Here is a 17,715-nt window from a genome sequence, read left to right as displayed (position 1 = left end):
ATAAAGGTAAAAATGAGAAGTTATTTTTACCTTTACACCTTCGTATTATCCCTAAATTAAGCTGTATTCTTGCCTTCAATGATTTCAGAAAATTGTTTATAACTTACAATTTATCCTTGACTTTACTTAAAATATTAACAATTGGAAGTACGGCTGGGGAGGTTTTTTTCGGATCTTCCATAAACTTTTATTATTTTTTATCTCGTCATCTTATCTAGATTTATAACTCTCCAATTTTTCAGGAGGTATTTTATCATGACTGAAATCAAAACGACCTTCGACTTCAAAAATTTTTCTCCTGAAGCTCTCGCTGAAAAATTAAAAAATCTGCATTTTGCTGATTCTATTGATATTATCAATGACCTTGATATCATGGAACGTGTAACTATTCTTAGTCTTCTACCTCTTGAGTATGTTATCGAACTTTTTGATAAACCAGAACTTGAACAACCTGTTGCTATTTTAGAACTTCTACCCATAAATCGTGCTGTTGAAATTCTTGATGGCATGTCTGCAGATGCTGCTGCAGATGTCTTTCAAGAAATGGATAAAGAAACCCGCACACGGCTTTACGCCTTGCTTAAACCCTTAACGCGCGCTGAACTTAAAAAACTCACCAGTTATCCTGAGCATACAGCAGGAGCACTGATGACAACAGAATTTATAGCGGTTCCTTCAAACTGGACCATACAAAAAACTTTGGATCACATTCGTGAGGTCGAGCGAACGCGTGAAACAGTTTATACCAGCTATGTAATTGACCCTAAAAAAGGAACTCTTCTCAAAGCTGTTTCACTGCGTAATCTTATTCTTGCCTCACCTGATGAAAAAATTCTTAATGTCCCTACCCATGACACGCCCATTACAATATCGCCCTTCACACATCATGAAGATATTGCGCGCCTTTTCCAGCGCCATGATCTTCTCTCTGTGCCCGTCGTTGATGAAAATAACCATGTCATTGGCATTGTAACCGTTGACGATGTGCTTGATACTATGGTCGATGAGATGAATGAAGATGCCTATAAATTTGGGGGTATGGAAGCGCTTCATAAGCCTTATATGCAAATCAAATTTCCTGAAATGATGAAAAAACGCGGCGGCTGGCTCGCTTTACTCTTTATCGGTGAAATGCTAACTGCAAGCGCTATGCAACATTTCGAAACAGAACTTGAAAAAGCAATTATTCTTACACTATTTATTCCTCTCATTATGAGCTCAGGAGGAAATTCCGGTTCACAAGCGACATCCCTTATTATCCGCGCATTGGCTTTACGTGAACTCACGCTGAAAGACTGGTGGAAAGTGATCATTCGTGAAATTCCAACAGGACTATCCCTTGGTCTTTTACTTGGAATTATTGGCATTACACGCATCGCTCTTTGGCAACAACTTGGTATCTATGACTATGGACAACATTGGATCGCTGTTTCGACAACGGTAGGTGCAGCTTTAGTCGGTATCGTTACCTTTGGTTCACTCTCTGGATCTATGTTGCCCTTTATCCTTAAAGGTTTAAAATTTGATCCAGCAAGCGCTTCTGCTCCTTTTGTAGCAACTCTAGTCGATGTCATGGGTATTATAATCTATTTTTCTGTAGCGTCCCTCATTTTGTCAGGAACTCTTCTTTAAACATGTGAAGTAAAAACATACCCTTATGGAAAGATCTTGTCATATCATTTCAGATCTTTCCATAAGAGCATAAGCTCTATTATTTGTTTTCTAATACAATCATTGGTTTCACAGATAATACATTGTTTATAATGATAATTCATCGTTTTTATATTCGAATAATAGCTCCGAGTACCGTAAAATTATGTCATCATAAGTCTTCTTATTCTCATATTATATCAATTAAAGTCATCTTCTTCTTGCCGGTCACAAGCGTGATAAGTATGTGGATGGAAAATTATTCAAGAAAGAAGTAACATACTTCTTATGTCCTCTTTCAAATGCAAAAGTTGTCGCAATATTGACAGCTGAAAAAATGATATAGAGGAGTCAACAATGGGCTTTTATACGCTTCACAAGGGCGTTTATAATACACCATTAACGTTTATTATAGCATTCATTGGTCTTATCATGAAATGGATGAGTGATATTCAGGTATCTCTCTTTAAAAGAAGATATAAGTGTGTAATAATACGTGTATTCTTTTTCGATCGTTCTATTTGCATGAGACGTATCATTCTATAAAGTATGATAAGCAAAAAGTATAGGCGATACATCAATCTCAATGGTTTAAAATAAATTTTTTTGAGATGCTTTTGAAGTCATACGTGTAAATTAAAAATAACAGAAAAGAGAAGAATTTTTCTTTGATATCTTCATATTTTTTCTAAATAAAGCTGTGTTTCCGTTTCATAAATAAATCAAACAGATCGTAGCTCTTCCTCTAAATTGGCATATAAAAATTAGAACTTCTTATAAAATTCTTAATTGTCCCGATATTTATCTCAAATATGCGGCTGCATTAAATCTGAATGTTGATTAACAAACTCCAGTAGAAGCAAAAACTTTATTGGGAATAACGATGTCATAAAGTTGTCAATAGATTTAAAGATATTCTCGGATTTTTATCAATCTCTTTGCAAAACAATAAAGTATGACACATCTAGTTTTACATTTATTTATTCTTTAAAAGCCGTTTCCATAAATTCCTTGTGTCATATCAATAAAGATCCAATTGACAGTGATTTATGGACAATTCTTAGCTCAAGAATAAAACACTCAACATACTATAGTTCTTTTATGAAACTTCAGCAATTGAGGCTTCATAGCGCATTAAAGACTTGGATAAATCGTTTTGCCATAAAAATATGGTCTCTATCTTCCAAAGTTATAAAAAAACATGTAAAAGGTTTTTTTAACAGTCAGGCAAAGAATGTAAAGACTTTGCCTCAAATGGAATTTCATTAAACGAAAAGAAGAAAATTTATGCAATTGCGTAACATTGCCATCATTGCCCACGTTGACCATGGGAAAACAACGCTTGTAGACGGACTTCTCAAGCAATCAGGAAACTTCCGGGATAATCAGCGTACAAGCGAACGTATGATGGATTCAAACGATATTGAAAAAGAGCGAGGAATTACAATTCTAGCGAAAGTGACATCTGTTGTTTGGAAAGATACCCGAATTAATATTGTTGATACACCAGGACATGCCGATTTTGGTGGAGAAGTTGAGCGTATTCTAAACATGGTTGATGGTGCCATCGTACTTGTTGATGCTGCTGAAGGCCCCATGCCACAAACAAAATTTGTCGTTGGTAAAGCATTAAAAGTAGGATTGCGCCCTATTGTTGCTATTAATAAAATTGACCGACCGGATGCACGTGTTGATGAAGTCATTAATGAGGCCTTTGACCTTTTTGCCGCTCTTGATGCAACCGACGAACAGCTTGATTTTCCCATTCTTTATGGATCTGGGCGCGATGGATGGATGGCTGAAGCGCCAGAAGGCCCCAAAGATCAAGGACTCAGTCCTTTATTTGATCTTGTAACACGGCATGTTCCTTCTCCTCGTGTCGCAGAAGGACCATTCCGCATGATTGGAACTATTCTTGAAGCAGATCCGTTTTTGGGACGAATTATTACAGGCCGTATTCATTCCGGTTCTCTAAAGCCCAATCAAAATGTTAAGGTTCTTGGGCAAGATGGAAAACTTCTAGAAACTGGACGTATCTCAAAAATTTTGGCATTTCGTGGTTTAGAACGGCAACCTATTGAAGAAGGACATGCTGGTGATATTGTTGCGATTGCAGGTTTACAAAAAGGTACCGTTGCCGATACTTTTTGTGATCCAGCTGTCAATGCCCCCCTTACTGCCCAACCAATTGATCCTCCTACTGTTACGATGAGTTTTCTTGTTAACGATAGTCCCCTTGCTGGAACGGAAGGAGATAAAGTAACAAGCCGTGTTATCCGTGACCGTTTGTTAAAAGAAGCAGAAGGCAATGTCGCGCTTAAAATTGAAGAATCAGCCGATAAAGATTCTTTCTACGTTTCAGGGCGAGGAGAATTACAACTTGCAGTTCTCATCGAAAATATGCGCCGTGAAGGATTTGAACTTAGTGTTTCACGTCCACGTGTGGTAATGCAAAAGGGTGAAAATGGAACAATTCTTGAACCAATAGAAGAAGTTGTTATCGATGTTGATGAAGAATATTCCGGTACTGTTGTACAAAAAATGTCTGAACGTAAAGGTGAAATGGTGGAATTACGCCCTTCTGGAGGTAATCGTGTCCGCCTTGTTTTTTATGCGCCCACCCGTGGACTCATTGGTTATCAATCTGAACTTTTAACGGATACTCGTGGTACGGCCATTATGAACCGCCTTTTCCATGCTTATGAACCTTATAAAGGGGACATTGCTGGTCGTGTTAATGGTGTTATGATTTCAAATGACAACGGTGAATCTGTTGCTTATGCTCTTTTTAACCTTGAAGATCGTGGCCCCATGATCATTGATGCCGGTGTGAAAGTCTATCAAGGGATGATTATTGGCATACACTCACGCGATAACGACTTAGAAGTCAATGTGTTAAAAGGAAAAAAACTCACCAATATGCGCGCTTCTGGAAAAGATGAAGCTGTAAAGTTAACGCCTCCTATTAAAATGACATTAGAACGTGCCCTATCGTGGATACAAGATGATGAACTTGTGGAGGTTACCCCTAAAAATATTCGTCTCCGCAAACTTTATCTTGATCCTAATGAACGTAAACGTTTTGAAAAAACACGGGCATCAATTTCAAGCTAATTGCATAATCTCTTTGGTAAAATATTTGATTGTAAGCCTCACTTTATCCCAGAAAGGATGTCTCTATGAATATTAAGGAAATACCCGTAGGCAAAAACCCACCAGAAGATATTAATGTTATCGTGGAAGTTTCTCTTGGTGGTCAACCAATAAAATATGAGATGGATAAAAAGTCGGGCGCATTATTTGTTGACCGTTTTCTTCATACCTCAATGGTTTATCCTGGAAATTATGGTTTTGTCCCCCATACGCTTTCAGATGATGGTGATCCTATTGATGTCCTTATCTGTAATACCCGTCCACTTATGCCTGGTTGTGTGATCAATGTTCGCCCCATCGGGGCTTTAATGATGGAAGATGATGGTGGTAAAGATGAAAAAATTATTGCCATTCCAACGCCAAAATTAACAAAACGTTATATCAATATTCATGATTATACAGACCTGCCTGAAATTACGCTCCAACAAATTGAACATTTTTTCAAGCATTATAAAGATTTGGAACCTGGAAAATGGGCTAAAATTGAAGGGTGGCGCGATAAAAATTTTGCGCATGAACTCATTAAGCAAGCTGTTGAGCGCAATGAAAAAATATAATAATTTTAATAAAATAAAGCCTATTTTTAATAGGCTTTACTATTTATTTTTTCTACGATATACAATCTTTAAAAGATTGCCATTTCTGCTTTAGCTCTTCTAAATGTGTTGAAAAATAAAGCTGTTTGTAGCGAGATGTTGCTCCGCTTTTCAGAAAAATAGAAGAAGATGGAATTTTCCACTGCTTTGCAAGAAATTTAATGAGAGCTTTATTTGCTTTTCCATCTTCAGGAACAGAACGAAGGCGTATAACCAGGTATTGTTTCTCACCATCCTTACATTCAATCCCTATTATTTTGTCAACGGATGATTTGGGAATGAGATATACAAACAAAATCAAGTTATTTTTATCAACCTGATAAAACATGTATTTGCCTTAAATCATATTTCTATAAATACATATTTATGTAAGCGCGCCACATAAAATTACGAATAAAATAAATAATAATGAACACCACCATAGGCGAAATATCAATTGTTCCCAAATTTGGTAAAATCTGCCGGATAGGGTTTAGAATGGGATTTGTAAGGCGATATAGAAAGCTTCCTATCAAAACAACAAAGCGATTGCGCGGATTTATGATATTAAAGACATAAAGCCAAGAAAAAACGACACTAGCGATTAAAATATAAATATAAAGATTAAAAATCAAATCAAGCGTTTGAAGCAATGCATAAACCATGCGTTATCCCTTTCAATCAAGGAAACAGAAAAGCGTATAGAAAGTCTTTATTAAAATGAATCTGTATATTAAATAATAGTTTTATATTCCAAAATCTCATGAATAAAAACTAAATAGTCCAGATTTTTCATCTTATCTATTTGATAATGATTACCCAAGAAAACAAATATTAAAATTAAAAATAGCGCAATGAAAATAGAAAAAATAGAAAATAATCTGAAAACTTTAAAAGCACTGAATTATAGAGCCAATCTTAAATCTCATTGCTTTAATAATCAATCTATATGCACAAAATAAAAGCGGCCTTAAAAGGCCGCTTTTATTTTTAAAATTACTTCTGCAAAGCAGTTAAACGATTAAGAGCATTACTAAAACCATTTAGCTGAACAAACAAATCATTCAAAGGTGGTTCACCTGCAGCAGCAATTGTCATCGCTAACTTTAATTGTTTTCCAGCACGTAAAGCTGCTACGTGACTTTTATCAAAAACAACTGGAACCATACAACCTGCTGGCATACAAGTCCGGATACCGGTTTCAATAACAGCTTTTCCGTCATCGACTTGTAAACGAACAGGCTTAGAAACTAAAATGCCAAAAGGAACTGTTAAATTACCCGATACAACACCCTCACCATTAAGAATAAGGGTCATAGCCACAACAACACGCCCCTGCTCATTCACTTCTTGACGATGCATAAAGCAAACTTTTTTCCCTTCTTGTAATCCACAGTTAATGGTCCACAAGCCATAGGTTTCAGTCAAAGAAGAAGCTCCATTTGGTAATGTCGCTGCTGCCTCTTTTGCTGCAGAAGGCTTTGAATTTGTTGCAAAAGCAACAGATGAAATACTCAAGAGAGTACAAACTATCAGTAAATTAAATAACTTTTTCATTTTATATTCCTGTTCTTTACATAAAGAGAAACATGTTTATCATCTATAAATAATATACATCATATAAAGCATCTTCATAAAAAAAGCTTTCTCATAGTCATATAGCTTTTATAATGACCCAAAGCTACCTCGAAATTCGCTAACAACTCTCATATAAACATGCTTTTTAAAAGGAACAGCAATCGAAGGGAGAGCTTCTAGATCAATCCATTTCCATTGATCGAATTCCGCTTTATTGCCATCTGGTGGAGGATTAATCACGATTTCAGAGAGCTCTCCTATAAACTGGAAAGCAAACCATTTTTGCGTTTGCCCACGATATTTATTGCTTAATGTGCACGCAACAAGTTCTTGTGGAAAATCATAATGGAACCAATTTTGTGCTTCTTTAATCAACTTCACAGACCGAATACCCGTTTCTTCATAAAGTTCTCGATATGCTGCCTCTAATGGTTTTTCATCTTCATCAATTCCTCCTTGAGGAAGCTGCCAACGATGAGATCCGTCAATATCTGCATGAGCTGGCGCCATTAAACGGCGTCCAACCCAAACTTGACCCTCATGATTAAAGACAACAATTCCAACACATTTGCGATAAGGAAGACTCTTCAAGTTAACATCTGCATCCATTTATATTCCTCAAAAGCGCGCAAGCTATCGATATCATTTCTCACTTTAATATATCCTTATTGGGGTCTGGTGGAAATGCCGCATTTGCCATCTCACCCCGCAACAGTTTATAAGCCTCATTCAATTGAATATCATCCTTAGGGTCCTTTGGAACAAAAGCAGCTGAACCAGATCCTTTATTGCTTTCTCGTTTTCCCTTGATATGCCCTTTTAAGGCAGACTCACCAACTTTTACATCATAACCCTTATATTTTTCAGGAAGTGGCTGCTCTACAATAATATCAGGTGTAATTCCTGTTCCTTGAATAGAAGTACCAGATGGCGTGTAATAAAGTGCTGTTGTTAAGCGTAAAGCGCCATTTTCACCCAAAGGAATAATCGTTTGAACAGATCCTTTACCAAAAGACTGCGTCCCTAAAACTGTTGCACGACGATGATCTTGTAGGGCACCCGCAACAATTTCGGAAGCACTTGCCGAACCACCATTAATAAGCACAATGAGTGGTTTTCCATTGGTAACATCTCCAGGCTTGGCATCAAATCTTGTTACATCACTCTTTTTGCGTCCACGAGTCGACACAATCTCACCTTTATTGAGAAAAGCACTCGCAACATTAACAGCCTGATCTAAAAGTCCACCAGGATTAAGCCGCAAATCAAGGACGTAACCTTTTAGTTTATCTTCAGGAATTTTAGATTGAATATCTTTAATAGCTGCCAGAAGATTACCCAATGTCTGCTCAGAAAACTGGATGACTCTTAAATATCCAATATCACTCTCAACGCGATATTTCACCGCTTTTACCTTGATAATATCACGAATAATCTTAACTTCAAATGGCTTATCAACGCCAGAACGAATAATTGTCAAGGTAATTGGCGTTCCAGGAGCCCCTCGCATCTTATTAACAGCTTCATTCAATGTTTGACCATTTGTTTGTACATCGTCAATTTTTGAAATCAAATCTCCTGCTAGAATACCTGCTTTTGAAGCGGGTGTATCATCCATCGGAGAAACAACTTTAATTAAGTTTTTTTCCATAGTGACTTCAATACCAAGACCTCCGAATTCTCCTTTCGTAGAATCCCGCATATCTTTAGCTTCTTCAGCATTCAAATAAGATGAATGGGGATCTAGTGATGTGAGCATACCATTGATAGCATTTTCAATAAGCTTTTTATCATCTGGAACCGTGACGTATTGCTTACGCACGCGCTCAAAAACATCGCCAAATATGGCCAATTTTTTATATGCGTTATCTTCATTATTCGCAGCAACAGACTGCACCATAATCATTGAACAGGCGCCGAGCAATACCCCAGCGACCAAAAGAATAACTTTACGAATCATTTTGGCTCCTTCTCATTTTTTCAGTCTGCCACCAAGGAGTTGGATTTACAGGCTTTCCCTGCTTTCTAAACTCAATGTAAAGCATTGGAGAAGGTTTTCCTATATCCAATGCGACACTATTTGCAATAAATTGCATCCCCATCATACCTAGAGGCTCGCCTGAAAGAACAAACTGCCCCTGTTTTACATTAATTTTCGACATTCCGGTAAGAATAATATGATAACCATTTCCGACATTGAGAATGATTAACTGTCCGTAAGAACGAAATGGCCCAGCAAAAGCAACAAAAGCATCTACAGGCGCGACAACAATAGCCCCTGACTCTGTTTCTATCGTTTCACCAAAACGCGTAATCTGCGAATTCTTATGAGAAGATCGAATTCTTTTTCCTGAAACAGGAAAAAGTAAAGAACCCTTTCGGCTTTCAAAATTAGACTGCTCTAGAAATTGTAAACTTTTCCGTATCTGTATTGATGAATCAGAACTAAGTTTTGACTGACGGTCAAGCTCTAAAATCAATTCTTCCAAAGACTGCGCTTTTTTAGCAAGAGCAATATTTTTTTGCTGCTGTTCTGTAAGTTCTTTTTCTGATTTTTTTTGTAGTTTGTTTTTCTTGTCTAATAAAAGCTCTAGACGTTTTCGCTGCTCTGCTTGACTTTGCAATTTTGTTTTTAACGCCGTATATTCTGTAGTAATGGAGTTACTTAAATTGGTCAATTCCTTGAGTTTCTCTGTTAAATCTCGTGTTTTCTCTTGCATCTGAGGAATGACAGTCCCTAATAAAACAGAACTACGTACAGAAGCCAACACATCCTCTGGCTGTATCATAAGAGCTGGAGGTGGATTCAAACCCATACGTTCTAAAATTGCAAGAACTTCTGCAAATTCAGTACGACGACTTTTTAAATTTTGATAGACTTGTACCCGCTTTCCTATCATTTTTTTAAGCTTTTCTTCTCTTTCAGCAATATCATCTGCAACCTTACGTTCTTCTTGAGCAGCTTTTATGAGTGCATCACTCAAAACACGTTGATCTTTTTTTAAATGCTCAACCTGACGCATAAGAAAAACAACACGCTCACGCGAAAGTGAAATATTTTGGCGAATTTCTCCTAATTCTTTGTGTGCTTCTGTACTATTCATTGTATCTTCCGCATGCGATACAGAAAAGTAAAAAAACATACTCAAGAGCAGAATGACAAATATCACGCATTCCCCATATAAATATTGCATCTTTCTATGAAGAAGCTCTTTTATTTGCCTAACCATGACACCTCATCGTATACACGAGAGATGTTTTATAAATGGTGTCAGCTAAAACTATATTAATAAATATATAAATAAGTGCTAAAAATTGAACAAAAATATTTAAAAACGATGATATGGATGATGATTTGCAATTGTTACAGCGCGATACAGTTGTTCTGCAAGAAGAATACGTGCAATTTGATGTGGCCATGTCATAAAACCAAAAGATAACAGAAAATCAGCACGATTCCTTATTTGTTCATTATGCCCATCAGGTCCCCCCAAAGCAATGATGATATCTCGAACACCTTCATCACGATAACACCCTAATTTTTCAGCAAAAGCAGCTGAAGAAATCGACTCTCCACGCTCATCCAACACAATTAATCGACATTTTTCAGGTAAAAATTCAACAAGTCTCCTTCCCTCTTCTTCCATACGTTGACACGCTGTTTGAGCACGACTTTCTGGTATCTCCTGTAACTTCTTTAAATGAAATCCTACAGCTCCAGAACTTTTAGAAAAACGATCCAAATAACGCTGAACTAATTTTTGCTCTGCTCCACTTTTCATACGACCAACCGCAAAAATAGAAATTTGCATTTTAATTATCTCCGAAGAGAACCGATGTTGTATTGTTTAAATCAGGAGCCATCCATATTTTTTCTAAATTATAAAAAAGACGAATTTCTGGACGAAAAAGGTGAATGATAATATCACCCGTATCAATCAACACCCAATCACCTCCAGAAAGCCCTTCCACACGCGCAAGCTTCTGCCCACTGTCTTTCCAAGTGCGTAATAAATGATCAGCAACAGAAGATACATGACGCTGTGAATTTGCTGAAGCTATGACCATATAATCAGCTAAAGATGACTTTCCTTGAATATCAATAGCAACAATATCTTCTGCTTTTGTATCTTCTAAACTCTTGAGAATAATTTCAAGACTCTCCTTAACAGAAATAACTTTTTTTTCTATTAAAGGCATAAGATCATAAGAGTGGTTTTGTACAACGTTTTTCAGATCCATATTCCTTTCTTATTATTGTCGTATGTAAAAAAGCTTTCTCTAAAAAGAAGCAGAATCTCATAAATTATTCAAGAAAAATCATTCTTCTTCAAACGAAGCTTTGTTGAAGATTGAAAAGATAAAGGTCCATGCAAATATGTCCAAACTGGTGGCTTTATAAAGGGTAAGCGGTCACTTTTCCTCTCATCTAAACGAAACTGGCGATAAATGTGTGCCATAGGAGAAAAGAGAGCTGCCTTATTGCCTAAAGGACGGTCAATAATTGCAATAGGAAGCATAGAGACAATATCACGCCATCGATACCAATGATGAATCGTTGTAAAACTATCTGCCCCTATAATCCATACAAAATTTACGCCACTGTAATGGGTTAGAATATGAAAAATCGTATCTATTGATACTTTGCTTCCTATAGCCTGCTCAAAACCTGTTAAGCGAATTTTTGAATGGTCAATAAGTTTAGAACTTAATCGCATTCTCTCCTCTAAAGGAAGTAACTGTGTACAATCCTTTAAAGGATTTCCTGGACTAACCATCCACCATAACTGATCTAGATGTAAACGCCGAATAGCAGTTTTTGCAACAAGAAGATGTCCCGCATGCGGCGGATTAAAGGAACCACCAAAAAGACCCACAACATTGGATCTTTCAACATGTGGCATACGATTTTCCCATGGAAAAAATGGTTTTTTCAAGCTCTAACCTGACCATTTCCTTTAACATGATATTGAAATGATGTGAGCTGTTCAATACCTATGGGACCACGTGCATGTATTTTTCCTGTTGCTATACCAATTTCCATTCCAAAACCAAATTCACCTCCATCAGCAAATTGTGTGGACGCATTGTGCAATAAAATAGCTGAATCCAAATGTTTAAAAAAACTCTTCACCACTTCCATATCCTCAGCAATAATCGATTCCGTATGTCCTGAGGAATAACGCTTAATATGAGCAATGGCTCCCTCAACTCCCTCAACTGTTTTAACAGAAAGAATAGCATCAAGATATTCGTGAGACCAGTCTTCTTCAGAGGCTAATTTTACATTTGGTAGAAGAAACGCAATATCCTCTGTAGCACGTATTTCACAGCCCTTCTCCTGTAAAGCAGTTAAAACTGGAAGAAATTTTTTTAATGCCTTGTTGTCAATGAGAACTGTCTCAACAGCGCCACATATCCCTGTCCGCCGTAACTTCGCATTTAAAACAATATTGCGTGCCATATCCAAGTCGGCTGATTTATCAATATAAATATGACAAAGCCCCTCTAAATGGGCAAAAACTGGAATACGTGCATCAGATTGAACGCGCGCAACAAGACTCTTTCCACCACGTGGCACGATCACATCAATCGCTCCATCCAATCCTTTGAGCATTTCCCCAACAGCAGCGCGGTCTGTCGTTTCAACCATTTGAATTGCATCTTTTGGTAAACCAGAGCGTTCTAAACCTTTTACCAACGCACAATGAAGAGCATGTGAAGAATGAAAACTATCCGAACCACCACGTAAAATCGCAGCATTACCCGCTTTTAAACACAAAGAGCTCGCGTCAACTGTAACATTTGGACGGCTTTCATAAATAATGCCAATCACACCAAGAGGTGTCCGTACACGACTTATATGAAGTCCATTGGGGCGTGTCCACGCACTCATGACCTGTCCAACAGGATCAGATAAACGAGCAACTTGGCGAACACTGTCTATCATTGCACCCAAACGCAATTCGTCTAATTTGAGCCGATCAACCATTGCGTCTTTCAAATTATTCTGAGCAGCCTTCTCTAAATCCAGACAATTCGCCCGTAAAATTTTATCTGAGTAAGTCTCTAGGCTTAAAGCAATCATTTCCAACGCATTGTTCTTTTGCTCAGAAGAAGCAACAGCCAATGCTGCAGCGGCATAGCGTGCTTTTTGCCCCATATCTTTCATTTGTTTTTCTAAAGTCATCATATCATTCACTCTACTAAAACAATAAAACAAAAATAACTTTTTAAACAGGATTGGTCAAACAGCGTAAAATCATATCATTACGATGTACCATAGCAGAGCGTGCCTCATACCCAAGAATAGATTCTATTTCTTCGCTTTTACGTCCTATAATGCGTACAGCTTCATCTTTGCCATAACTTACAAGTCCACGCGCAATCTCAACCCCATTTGTATCAACAATTGCAACCGTATCCCCACGATGGAAATTTCCCTCAACAGCAATAACCCCTGCTGCTAATAATGATTTTCCTGTTTCAAGAGCCTTAATGGCGCCTTGATCAATCGTCAAAATACCAGACGGATCTAAATGACCAGAAATCCATGTTTTCCAAGCACTAACAGATTTCTCACCAGCCGCAAAAAAACTCTTGCGTTCGCCTCTATCAATTGCCGCCAGAGGATTCATACGTTTACCTGAAGTAATAATCATCGCCGTCCCAGCTGCATTCGCTATCTTTCCAGCATCAAGCTTGGTCTTCATTCCTCCCCGTGAAAACTCTGAAACAGCAACATCTGCCATTTTTTCGATATCATGTGTAATGGACGCCACAAAAGGTATAAATTCAGCCGTCGGATCACAATGGGGGGATTTAGTATAAAGACCATCAATATCAGATAAAAGTATTAAAAGATCTGCCCCCATCATTGTTGCCACACGTGCAGCTAAACGATCATTATCACCATAACGAATTTCATTTGTTGCAACAGTATCATTCTCATTAATAACGGGCACTGCTCCAAAACGTAAAAGCACATTAATCGTCGCACGTGCATTGAGATAACGCCTTCGCTCTTCCGTATCAAATAAAGTGAGTAAAATTTGACCTGTTTTGAGCCCATGTTGTGCAAGCACATCCCCATAGGTTTTTGCTAATTCAATTTGTCCCAAAGCAGCACATGCCTGACTTTCTTCCAATTTCAAAGCTCCTTTGGGAAGTTGTAGCAATGTTCTTCCTAAAGCAATAGCGCCTGAAGACACCAATAATATCTCTACACCTTTTTTATGCAATTCAACAACATCACTGATCAAGCTCTTAAGCCATTCAACGCGTAAACCCGTCTGAGGATCAACCAAAAGTGCAGATCCAATCTTGACCACGATACGTTTATAATGTGTGAGTTTTTGCAATCCAACAGCCATCTCAATCAATCCTGCTATCCCCACCCATCTCCTCTTTGCGTGACTTTTCAATAATATGTGCACTAGCACGCAGCACATTTTCTAAACCTTCGCGACTCACGGCAGAAAACATCATAACAGGTTGTTCCGTTACTCTCTGCAAAACCTCCTGTTTTGTTTTACGTTCTTCAATCGTAAGAGTATCTATCTGGCTTAAAGCGACAATTTCAGTTTTATCACTTAGATTATTTCCATATGCCTCAAGTTCATGACGCACAATTTGATATGCTTTTGCAACATCTTCTTCTTGAGCAGAAATCAAATGAAGAAGTACTCGACAACGCTCCACATGTCCTAAAAAACGGTCTCCAATTCCAACCCCTTCATGGGCTCCTTCAATTAACCCTGGAATATCAGCCAAAACAAATTCACGACCATCAATACGTACAACACCAAGATGAGGATGAAGAGTAGTAAAAGGATAATCTGCAACTTTTGGTTTTGCAGCTGTTACAGAAGCTAAAAAAGTTGATTTTCCGGCATTGGGTAAACCAATAAGCCCTGCATCAGCAATTAACTTCAAACGAAGCCATATTGCTCGCTCTTCTCCAGCTAACCCAGGATTTGCGCGACGTGGTGCCCGATTTGTCGATGTTGTAAAGTGAAGATTACCAAAACCACCATTCCCTCCTTTTGCAAGGCGATAGCGCTGCCCTACTTGTGTCAAATCACAGATTAATGTTGTATTATCTTCTTCAAAAATTTGCGTCCCAACTGGAACTTTAAGGATGACATCATCACCCTTTTCACCGGTCATATTACGCCCTTTACCATGACCTCCTGTCTTTGCTTTAAAATGTTGTTGGTAACGATAATCAATCAGCGTATTAAGCCCATCAACAACAAGAGCCCAGACATCACCACCCCGTCCTCCATTCCCTCCATCAGGGCCCCCAAATTCTATGAATTTTTCACGGCGAAATGATACTGCTCCAGAACCTCCATTACCAGAACGGATATAAACTTTAGCTTGATCAAGAAATTTCATTGGAAGCACTCACTGAGGAATCAATCTCTCTACCTCTATAGGCAATACATTAATTTTACCAGTTTTGCATCATTGATAACAGAAAAACTACCACTATCGCTGATAACTCTTTGAGAAAAAATTATTCCCTTTAAAGAAGTTAAGTAAAGTTTAAGCCTTCTCAAAAGAAGGCGCTATACTTGTATTTTTGTTTTTTCCCTTAAATTCAAGCGCTAGAAGATAAAGCTCTACTGATTCTGATCGACTTGCGGGTGGTTTAACATGATAGACTTTTTTAAAATGCTGTTTTAATATTGCAAGAAGAGTGTTTTCTGCTCCTCCTTGAAAAGCCTTTGCTAAAAAATGTCCCCCAGGCTTGAGAACCGAAAGAGCAAAATCAGCTGCAACTTCACATAAATAAATCGTTCTTAAATGATCTGTCTGACGATGACCTGTTGTTGGTGCTGCCATATCAGAAAGAACCACATCCGGTTTTGTCCCTAAAGTTTCAATTAATTTCTGCGGTGCATCTGCATGTAAAAAATCCATTTCTAACATTGCGACTCTAGGCAATGGATCCACATGCAAATAATCAATACCAACAACACTAGGTTTTTCATCACTGGACCCTACGATACGCTCCGCTACCTGACACCATCCCCCCGGAGCAGCCCCTAGATCAATAATCTTTTGACCTTTTTTCAGAAATTTATAACGCTCATTAATTTCAATGAGTTTATAAGCTGCACGCGAACGATAGCCATCTACTTTAGATTGATGAACATAAGGATCATTCAAATGCCTCTCTAACCATCGCCGTGACGAAGCTTTAATAGATCCAGCTTTCTTTTTTACGCGTTGATATAATTCATGTGACCCTGAACCTCCATAGCCACCCATCGGGGATTTTGTTGTTTTTTTCATCGTTATTCATTGTCTCCACATTTAATTTTTCTAACGCTTAAAATCTCTACTCTTTCTACGACGACACCATACACCATCGCGTAACATCAGCTCTATCAAAATTCCTTCCCTTAATCCACGATCAGCAACTCTTAAACGCTGACTCGGCCAAACCTCTCGAATAACATCTAAAATTGCACACCCAGCTAAGACTAAATCGGCTCTCTCCCGCCCAATAAAAGGATTTATGACACGTTTTTCTATATCCCATGACAATAAGCGTTTTGTCATAAGAGTAATGTCTGCATCATCCATCCAAATGCCATCCACTTTTTTCCTATCATAACGTTCTAAATTTAGATACATCCCTGCTAAAGTCGTAACCGTACCAGAGGTTCCCAAAAGATGAAATTTTGATCCTTGCGCTAATTCTCCTAATTTATGACGATCTGAAAAATTATTTAATAACCTTCGCACATAACTTTTCATTTTTTCAAAATCATCTAAACTAATATTATTCCCTCCAAAACGTTCCGCAAGCGTAACAACACCAACAGGAAGAGAAGTCCAAGCGATAATTTGTCCCGCTAAACGAAAAGAACGCTTTTGAGAAACATCAAGAAGCACAATTTCTGATGATCCACCTCCGATATCAAAAAGTACAATTGCCTCAGTATTTGGTTCAACAAGTGTACTACACCCTGTAACAGCAAAACGTGCTTCTGTTTGCCGATCAACAATTTCCAATTCAAGACCTGTCTCATCCAAAACACGCTGAATAAAATATTTACCATTTTTTGCTGAACGGCAAGCCTCCGTTGCAATTAAGCGATAACGCTTAATATGCCTTTGCTTTAGCTTTAAATGACAAATCTTTAATGCTTCGATCGCACGATCCATAGCTTGTGTATTAAGAAAACCATTATTTATTAAACCTTCTCCCAATCTTACAATACGAGAAAAAGCATCAACAACACGAAAATATCCAGGTTTACTAGGAGATGCGATAAGAAGACGACAATTATTCGTTCCCAAATCAAGAGCCGCATAAAGAGGTGGAGATTTTACTTGAGAAAACCGTCGAAGAAAAGGCGCTTTGAGTTTTTTTGTTTTTTGAGCACCTATCATTGTCTGACGATGAAACTCAAAAGCTGTCTCCGGTTGAATCAAAATCTGTTTCTTTTTATAATGTTCTTTTCTCTGTTGTCTCTTTATATCAACAAGGATAGAGCATGTCTCTGTTCGTGACAATGTAGAGCGGTTATTTTTATTATTCCCACACTGATCATACAACTGTTTTTCTTCGGTATTGTATGATTCTCCTTGCTTTGACTCTTTTAAACCATAATTTAACGGGGTCATTTCTCTTATCCCTTGAGCTTTTCCCCCAATCAATAAACTCGAAAACTTTTTTGCTCATTCCTAAATAAAGCAACAATGCGGCATCAAATGATAAAATACAAAAAAACTCCTTTTT

General features: G+C 37.8%; 17 protein-coding genes. 3 read left to right on the top strand and 14 right to left on the bottom strand.

What is annotated here, in order from left to right; genetic code table 11:
- The first annotated feature begins 255 nt into the window (after nt 1–255).
- The 3 genes from mgtE to ppa all read left to right on the top strand — a co-directional run bounded on the left by mgtE (nt 256) and on the right by ppa (nt 5,360).
- Nucleotides 256–1,632 (top strand): magnesium transporter, encoded by a 1,377-nt coding sequence (gene mgtE, locus D1092_RS00310; RefSeq protein ID WP_120121667.1) that lies wholly within the window; start codon nt 256–258, stop codon nt 1,630–1,632.
- Between the two features lie 1,305 nt (nt 1,633–2,937).
- Nucleotides 2,938–4,764: a translational GTPase TypA gene (gene typA / locus D1092_RS00305; RefSeq protein WP_120121666.1), complete on the top strand. Its 1,827-nt coding sequence runs from the start codon at nt 2,938–2,940 to the stop codon at nt 4,762–4,764.
- Between the two features lie 65 nt (nt 4,765–4,829).
- A complete protein-coding gene (gene ppa, locus D1092_RS00300; RefSeq protein ID WP_120121665.1) occupies nt 4,830–5,360 on the top strand; it encodes an inorganic diphosphatase in 531 nt (176 codons plus the stop codon).
- Between the two features lie 52 nt (nt 5,361–5,412).
- Here the strand turns inward: ppa and D1092_RS00295 are convergent, their stop codons facing one another.
- From D1092_RS00295 to D1092_RS00230, 14 genes are all read right to left on the bottom strand, one after another.
- Nucleotides 5,413–5,727: a DUF167 domain-containing protein gene (locus D1092_RS00295; RefSeq protein ID WP_120121664.1), complete on the bottom strand. Its 315-nt coding sequence runs from the start codon at nt 5,725–5,727 to the stop codon at nt 5,413–5,415.
- A 22-nt stretch (nt 5,728–5,749) separates the two neighbouring features.
- Entirely contained in the window at nt 5,750–6,043 is a 294-nt protein-coding gene (locus D1092_RS00290; protein ID WP_120121663.1) for a YggT family protein, read from the bottom strand.
- 331 nt (nt 6,044–6,374) lie between these two features.
- On the bottom strand, nt 6,375–6,935 hold the full coding sequence (locus D1092_RS00285; RefSeq protein WP_120121662.1) for an invasion associated locus B family protein: 561 nt from the start codon (nt 6,933–6,935) through the stop codon (nt 6,375–6,377).
- Between the two features lie 108 nt (nt 6,936–7,043).
- Nucleotides 7,044–7,565 carry an RNA pyrophosphohydrolase gene (locus D1092_RS00280; RefSeq protein ID WP_120121661.1) on the bottom strand — a complete coding sequence of 174 codons (522 nt, stop codon included), beginning with the start codon at nt 7,563–7,565 and terminating at the stop codon, nt 7,044–7,046.
- Between the two features lie 40 nt (nt 7,566–7,605).
- Nucleotides 7,606–8,916 carry a S41 family peptidase gene (locus D1092_RS00275; RefSeq protein WP_120121660.1) on the bottom strand — a complete coding sequence of 437 codons (1,311 nt, stop codon included), beginning with the start codon at nt 8,914–8,916 and terminating at the stop codon, nt 7,606–7,608.
- Nucleotides 8,906–10,186 carry a murein hydrolase activator EnvC family protein gene (locus tag D1092_RS00270; RefSeq protein ID WP_120121659.1) on the bottom strand — a complete coding sequence of 427 codons (1,281 nt, stop codon included), beginning with the start codon at nt 10,184–10,186 and terminating at the stop codon, nt 8,906–8,908. Before D1092_RS00270 ends, D1092_RS00275 begins: the two co-directional genes overlap by 11 nt.
- Nucleotides 10,187–10,285: 99 nt before the next feature.
- Nucleotides 10,286–10,768 (bottom strand): 23S rRNA (pseudouridine(1915)-N(3))-methyltransferase RlmH, encoded by a 483-nt coding sequence (gene rlmH / locus D1092_RS00265; protein WP_120121658.1) that lies wholly within the window; start codon nt 10,766–10,768, stop codon nt 10,286–10,288.
- Nucleotide 10,769: 1 nt separating this feature from the next.
- A complete protein-coding gene (rsfS, locus tag D1092_RS00260; protein WP_120121657.1) occupies nt 10,770–11,198 on the bottom strand; it encodes a ribosome silencing factor in 429 nt (142 codons plus the stop codon).
- Between the two features lie 68 nt (nt 11,199–11,266).
- Nucleotides 11,267–11,860 carry a nicotinate-nucleotide adenylyltransferase gene (locus D1092_RS00255; protein ID WP_120122737.1) on the bottom strand — a complete coding sequence of 198 codons (594 nt, stop codon included), beginning with the start codon at nt 11,858–11,860 and terminating at the stop codon, nt 11,267–11,269.
- Between the two features lie 29 nt (nt 11,861–11,889).
- The gene (locus D1092_RS00250; RefSeq protein WP_120122736.1) at nt 11,890–13,146 is read right to left on the bottom strand and encodes a glutamate-5-semialdehyde dehydrogenase; all 1,257 of its coding nucleotides are present in this window, start codon (nt 13,144–13,146) and stop codon (nt 11,890–11,892) included.
- Between the two features lie 43 nt (nt 13,147–13,189).
- Nucleotides 13,190–14,329: a glutamate 5-kinase gene (proB, locus tag D1092_RS00245; protein WP_120122735.1), complete on the bottom strand. Its 1,140-nt coding sequence runs from the start codon at nt 14,327–14,329 to the stop codon at nt 13,190–13,192.
- A gap of 1 nt (nt 14,330) precedes the next feature.
- The gene (gene obgE / locus D1092_RS00240; RefSeq protein WP_120121656.1) at nt 14,331–15,356 is read right to left on the bottom strand and encodes a GTPase ObgE; all 1,026 of its coding nucleotides are present in this window, start codon (nt 15,354–15,356) and stop codon (nt 14,331–14,333) included.
- Nucleotides 15,357–15,506: 150 nt separating this feature from the next.
- Entirely contained in the window at nt 15,507–16,259 is a 753-nt protein-coding gene (locus tag D1092_RS00235) for an RlmE family RNA methyltransferase (RefSeq protein WP_120121655.1), read from the bottom strand.
- Nucleotides 16,260–16,289: 30 nt separating this feature from the next.
- Complete coding sequence (locus D1092_RS00230; protein ID WP_120122734.1) at nt 16,290–17,600, bottom strand: Ppx/GppA phosphatase family protein; 1,311 nt, start codon at nt 17,598–17,600, stop codon at nt 16,290–16,292.
- Nucleotides 17,601–17,715: the final 115 nt, after the last annotated feature.

This window comes from Bartonella krasnovii (assembly GCF_003606345.3).
GTDB lineage: Bacteria > Pseudomonadota > Alphaproteobacteria > Rhizobiales > Rhizobiaceae > Bartonella > Bartonella krasnovii.
Note: the sequence above shows the minus strand (reverse complement) of the source record. Positions and strands in the feature narration are given on the sequence as shown.

What these genes read in the sequence shown, in the direction of transcription:
- mgtE (WP_120121667.1), top strand. Translation starts at nt 256, where the DNA reads ATGACTGAAATCAAAACGACCTTCGACTTCAAAAATTTTTCTCCTGAA.
- typA (WP_120121666.1), top strand. Translation starts at nt 2,938, where the DNA reads ATGCAATTGCGTAACATTGCCATCATTGCCCACGTTGACCATGGGAAA.
- ppa (WP_120121665.1), top strand. Translation starts at nt 4,830, where the DNA reads ATGAATATTAAGGAAATACCCGTAGGCAAAAACCCACCAGAAGATATT.
- D1092_RS00295 (WP_120121664.1), bottom strand. Translation starts at nt 5,727, where the DNA reads ATGTTTTATCAGGTTGATAAAAATAACTTGATTTTGTTTGTATATCTC.
- D1092_RS00290 (WP_120121663.1), bottom strand. Translation starts at nt 6,043, where the DNA reads ATGGTTTATGCATTGCTTCAAACGCTTGATTTGATTTTTAATCTTTAT.
- D1092_RS00285 (WP_120121662.1), bottom strand. Translation starts at nt 6,935, where the DNA reads ATGAAAAAGTTATTTAATTTACTGATAGTTTGTACTCTCTTGAGTATT.
- D1092_RS00280 (WP_120121661.1), bottom strand. Translation starts at nt 7,565, where the DNA reads ATGGATGCAGATGTTAACTTGAAGAGTCTTCCTTATCGCAAATGTGTT.
- D1092_RS00275 (WP_120121660.1), bottom strand. Translation starts at nt 8,916, where the DNA reads ATGATTCGTAAAGTTATTCTTTTGGTCGCTGGGGTATTGCTCGGCGCC.
- D1092_RS00270 (WP_120121659.1), bottom strand. Translation starts at nt 10,186, where the DNA reads ATGGTTAGGCAAATAAAAGAGCTTCTTCATAGAAAGATGCAATATTTA.
- rlmH (WP_120121658.1), bottom strand. Translation starts at nt 10,768, where the DNA reads ATGCAAATTTCTATTTTTGCGGTTGGTCGTATGAAAAGTGGAGCAGAG.
- rsfS (WP_120121657.1), bottom strand. Translation starts at nt 11,198, where the DNA reads ATGGATCTGAAAAACGTTGTACAAAACCACTCTTATGATCTTATGCCT.
- D1092_RS00255 (WP_120122737.1), bottom strand. Translation starts at nt 11,860, where the DNA reads ATGCCACATGTTGAAAGATCCAATGTTGTGGGTCTTTTTGGTGGTTCC.
- D1092_RS00250 (WP_120122736.1), bottom strand. Translation starts at nt 13,146, where the DNA reads ATGACTTTAGAAAAACAAATGAAAGATATGGGGCAAAAAGCACGCTAT.
- proB (WP_120122735.1), bottom strand. Translation starts at nt 14,329, where the DNA reads ATGGCTGTTGGATTGCAAAAACTCACACATTATAAACGTATCGTGGTC.
- obgE (WP_120121656.1), bottom strand. Translation starts at nt 15,356, where the DNA reads ATGAAATTTCTTGATCAAGCTAAAGTTTATATCCGTTCTGGTAATGGA.
- D1092_RS00235 (WP_120121655.1), bottom strand. Translation starts at nt 16,259, where the DNA reads ATGAAAAAAACAACAAAATCCCCGATGGGTGGCTATGGAGGTTCAGGG.
- D1092_RS00230 (WP_120122734.1), bottom strand. Translation starts at nt 17,600, where the DNA reads ATGACCCCGTTAAATTATGGTTTAAAAGAGTCAAAGCAAGGAGAATCA.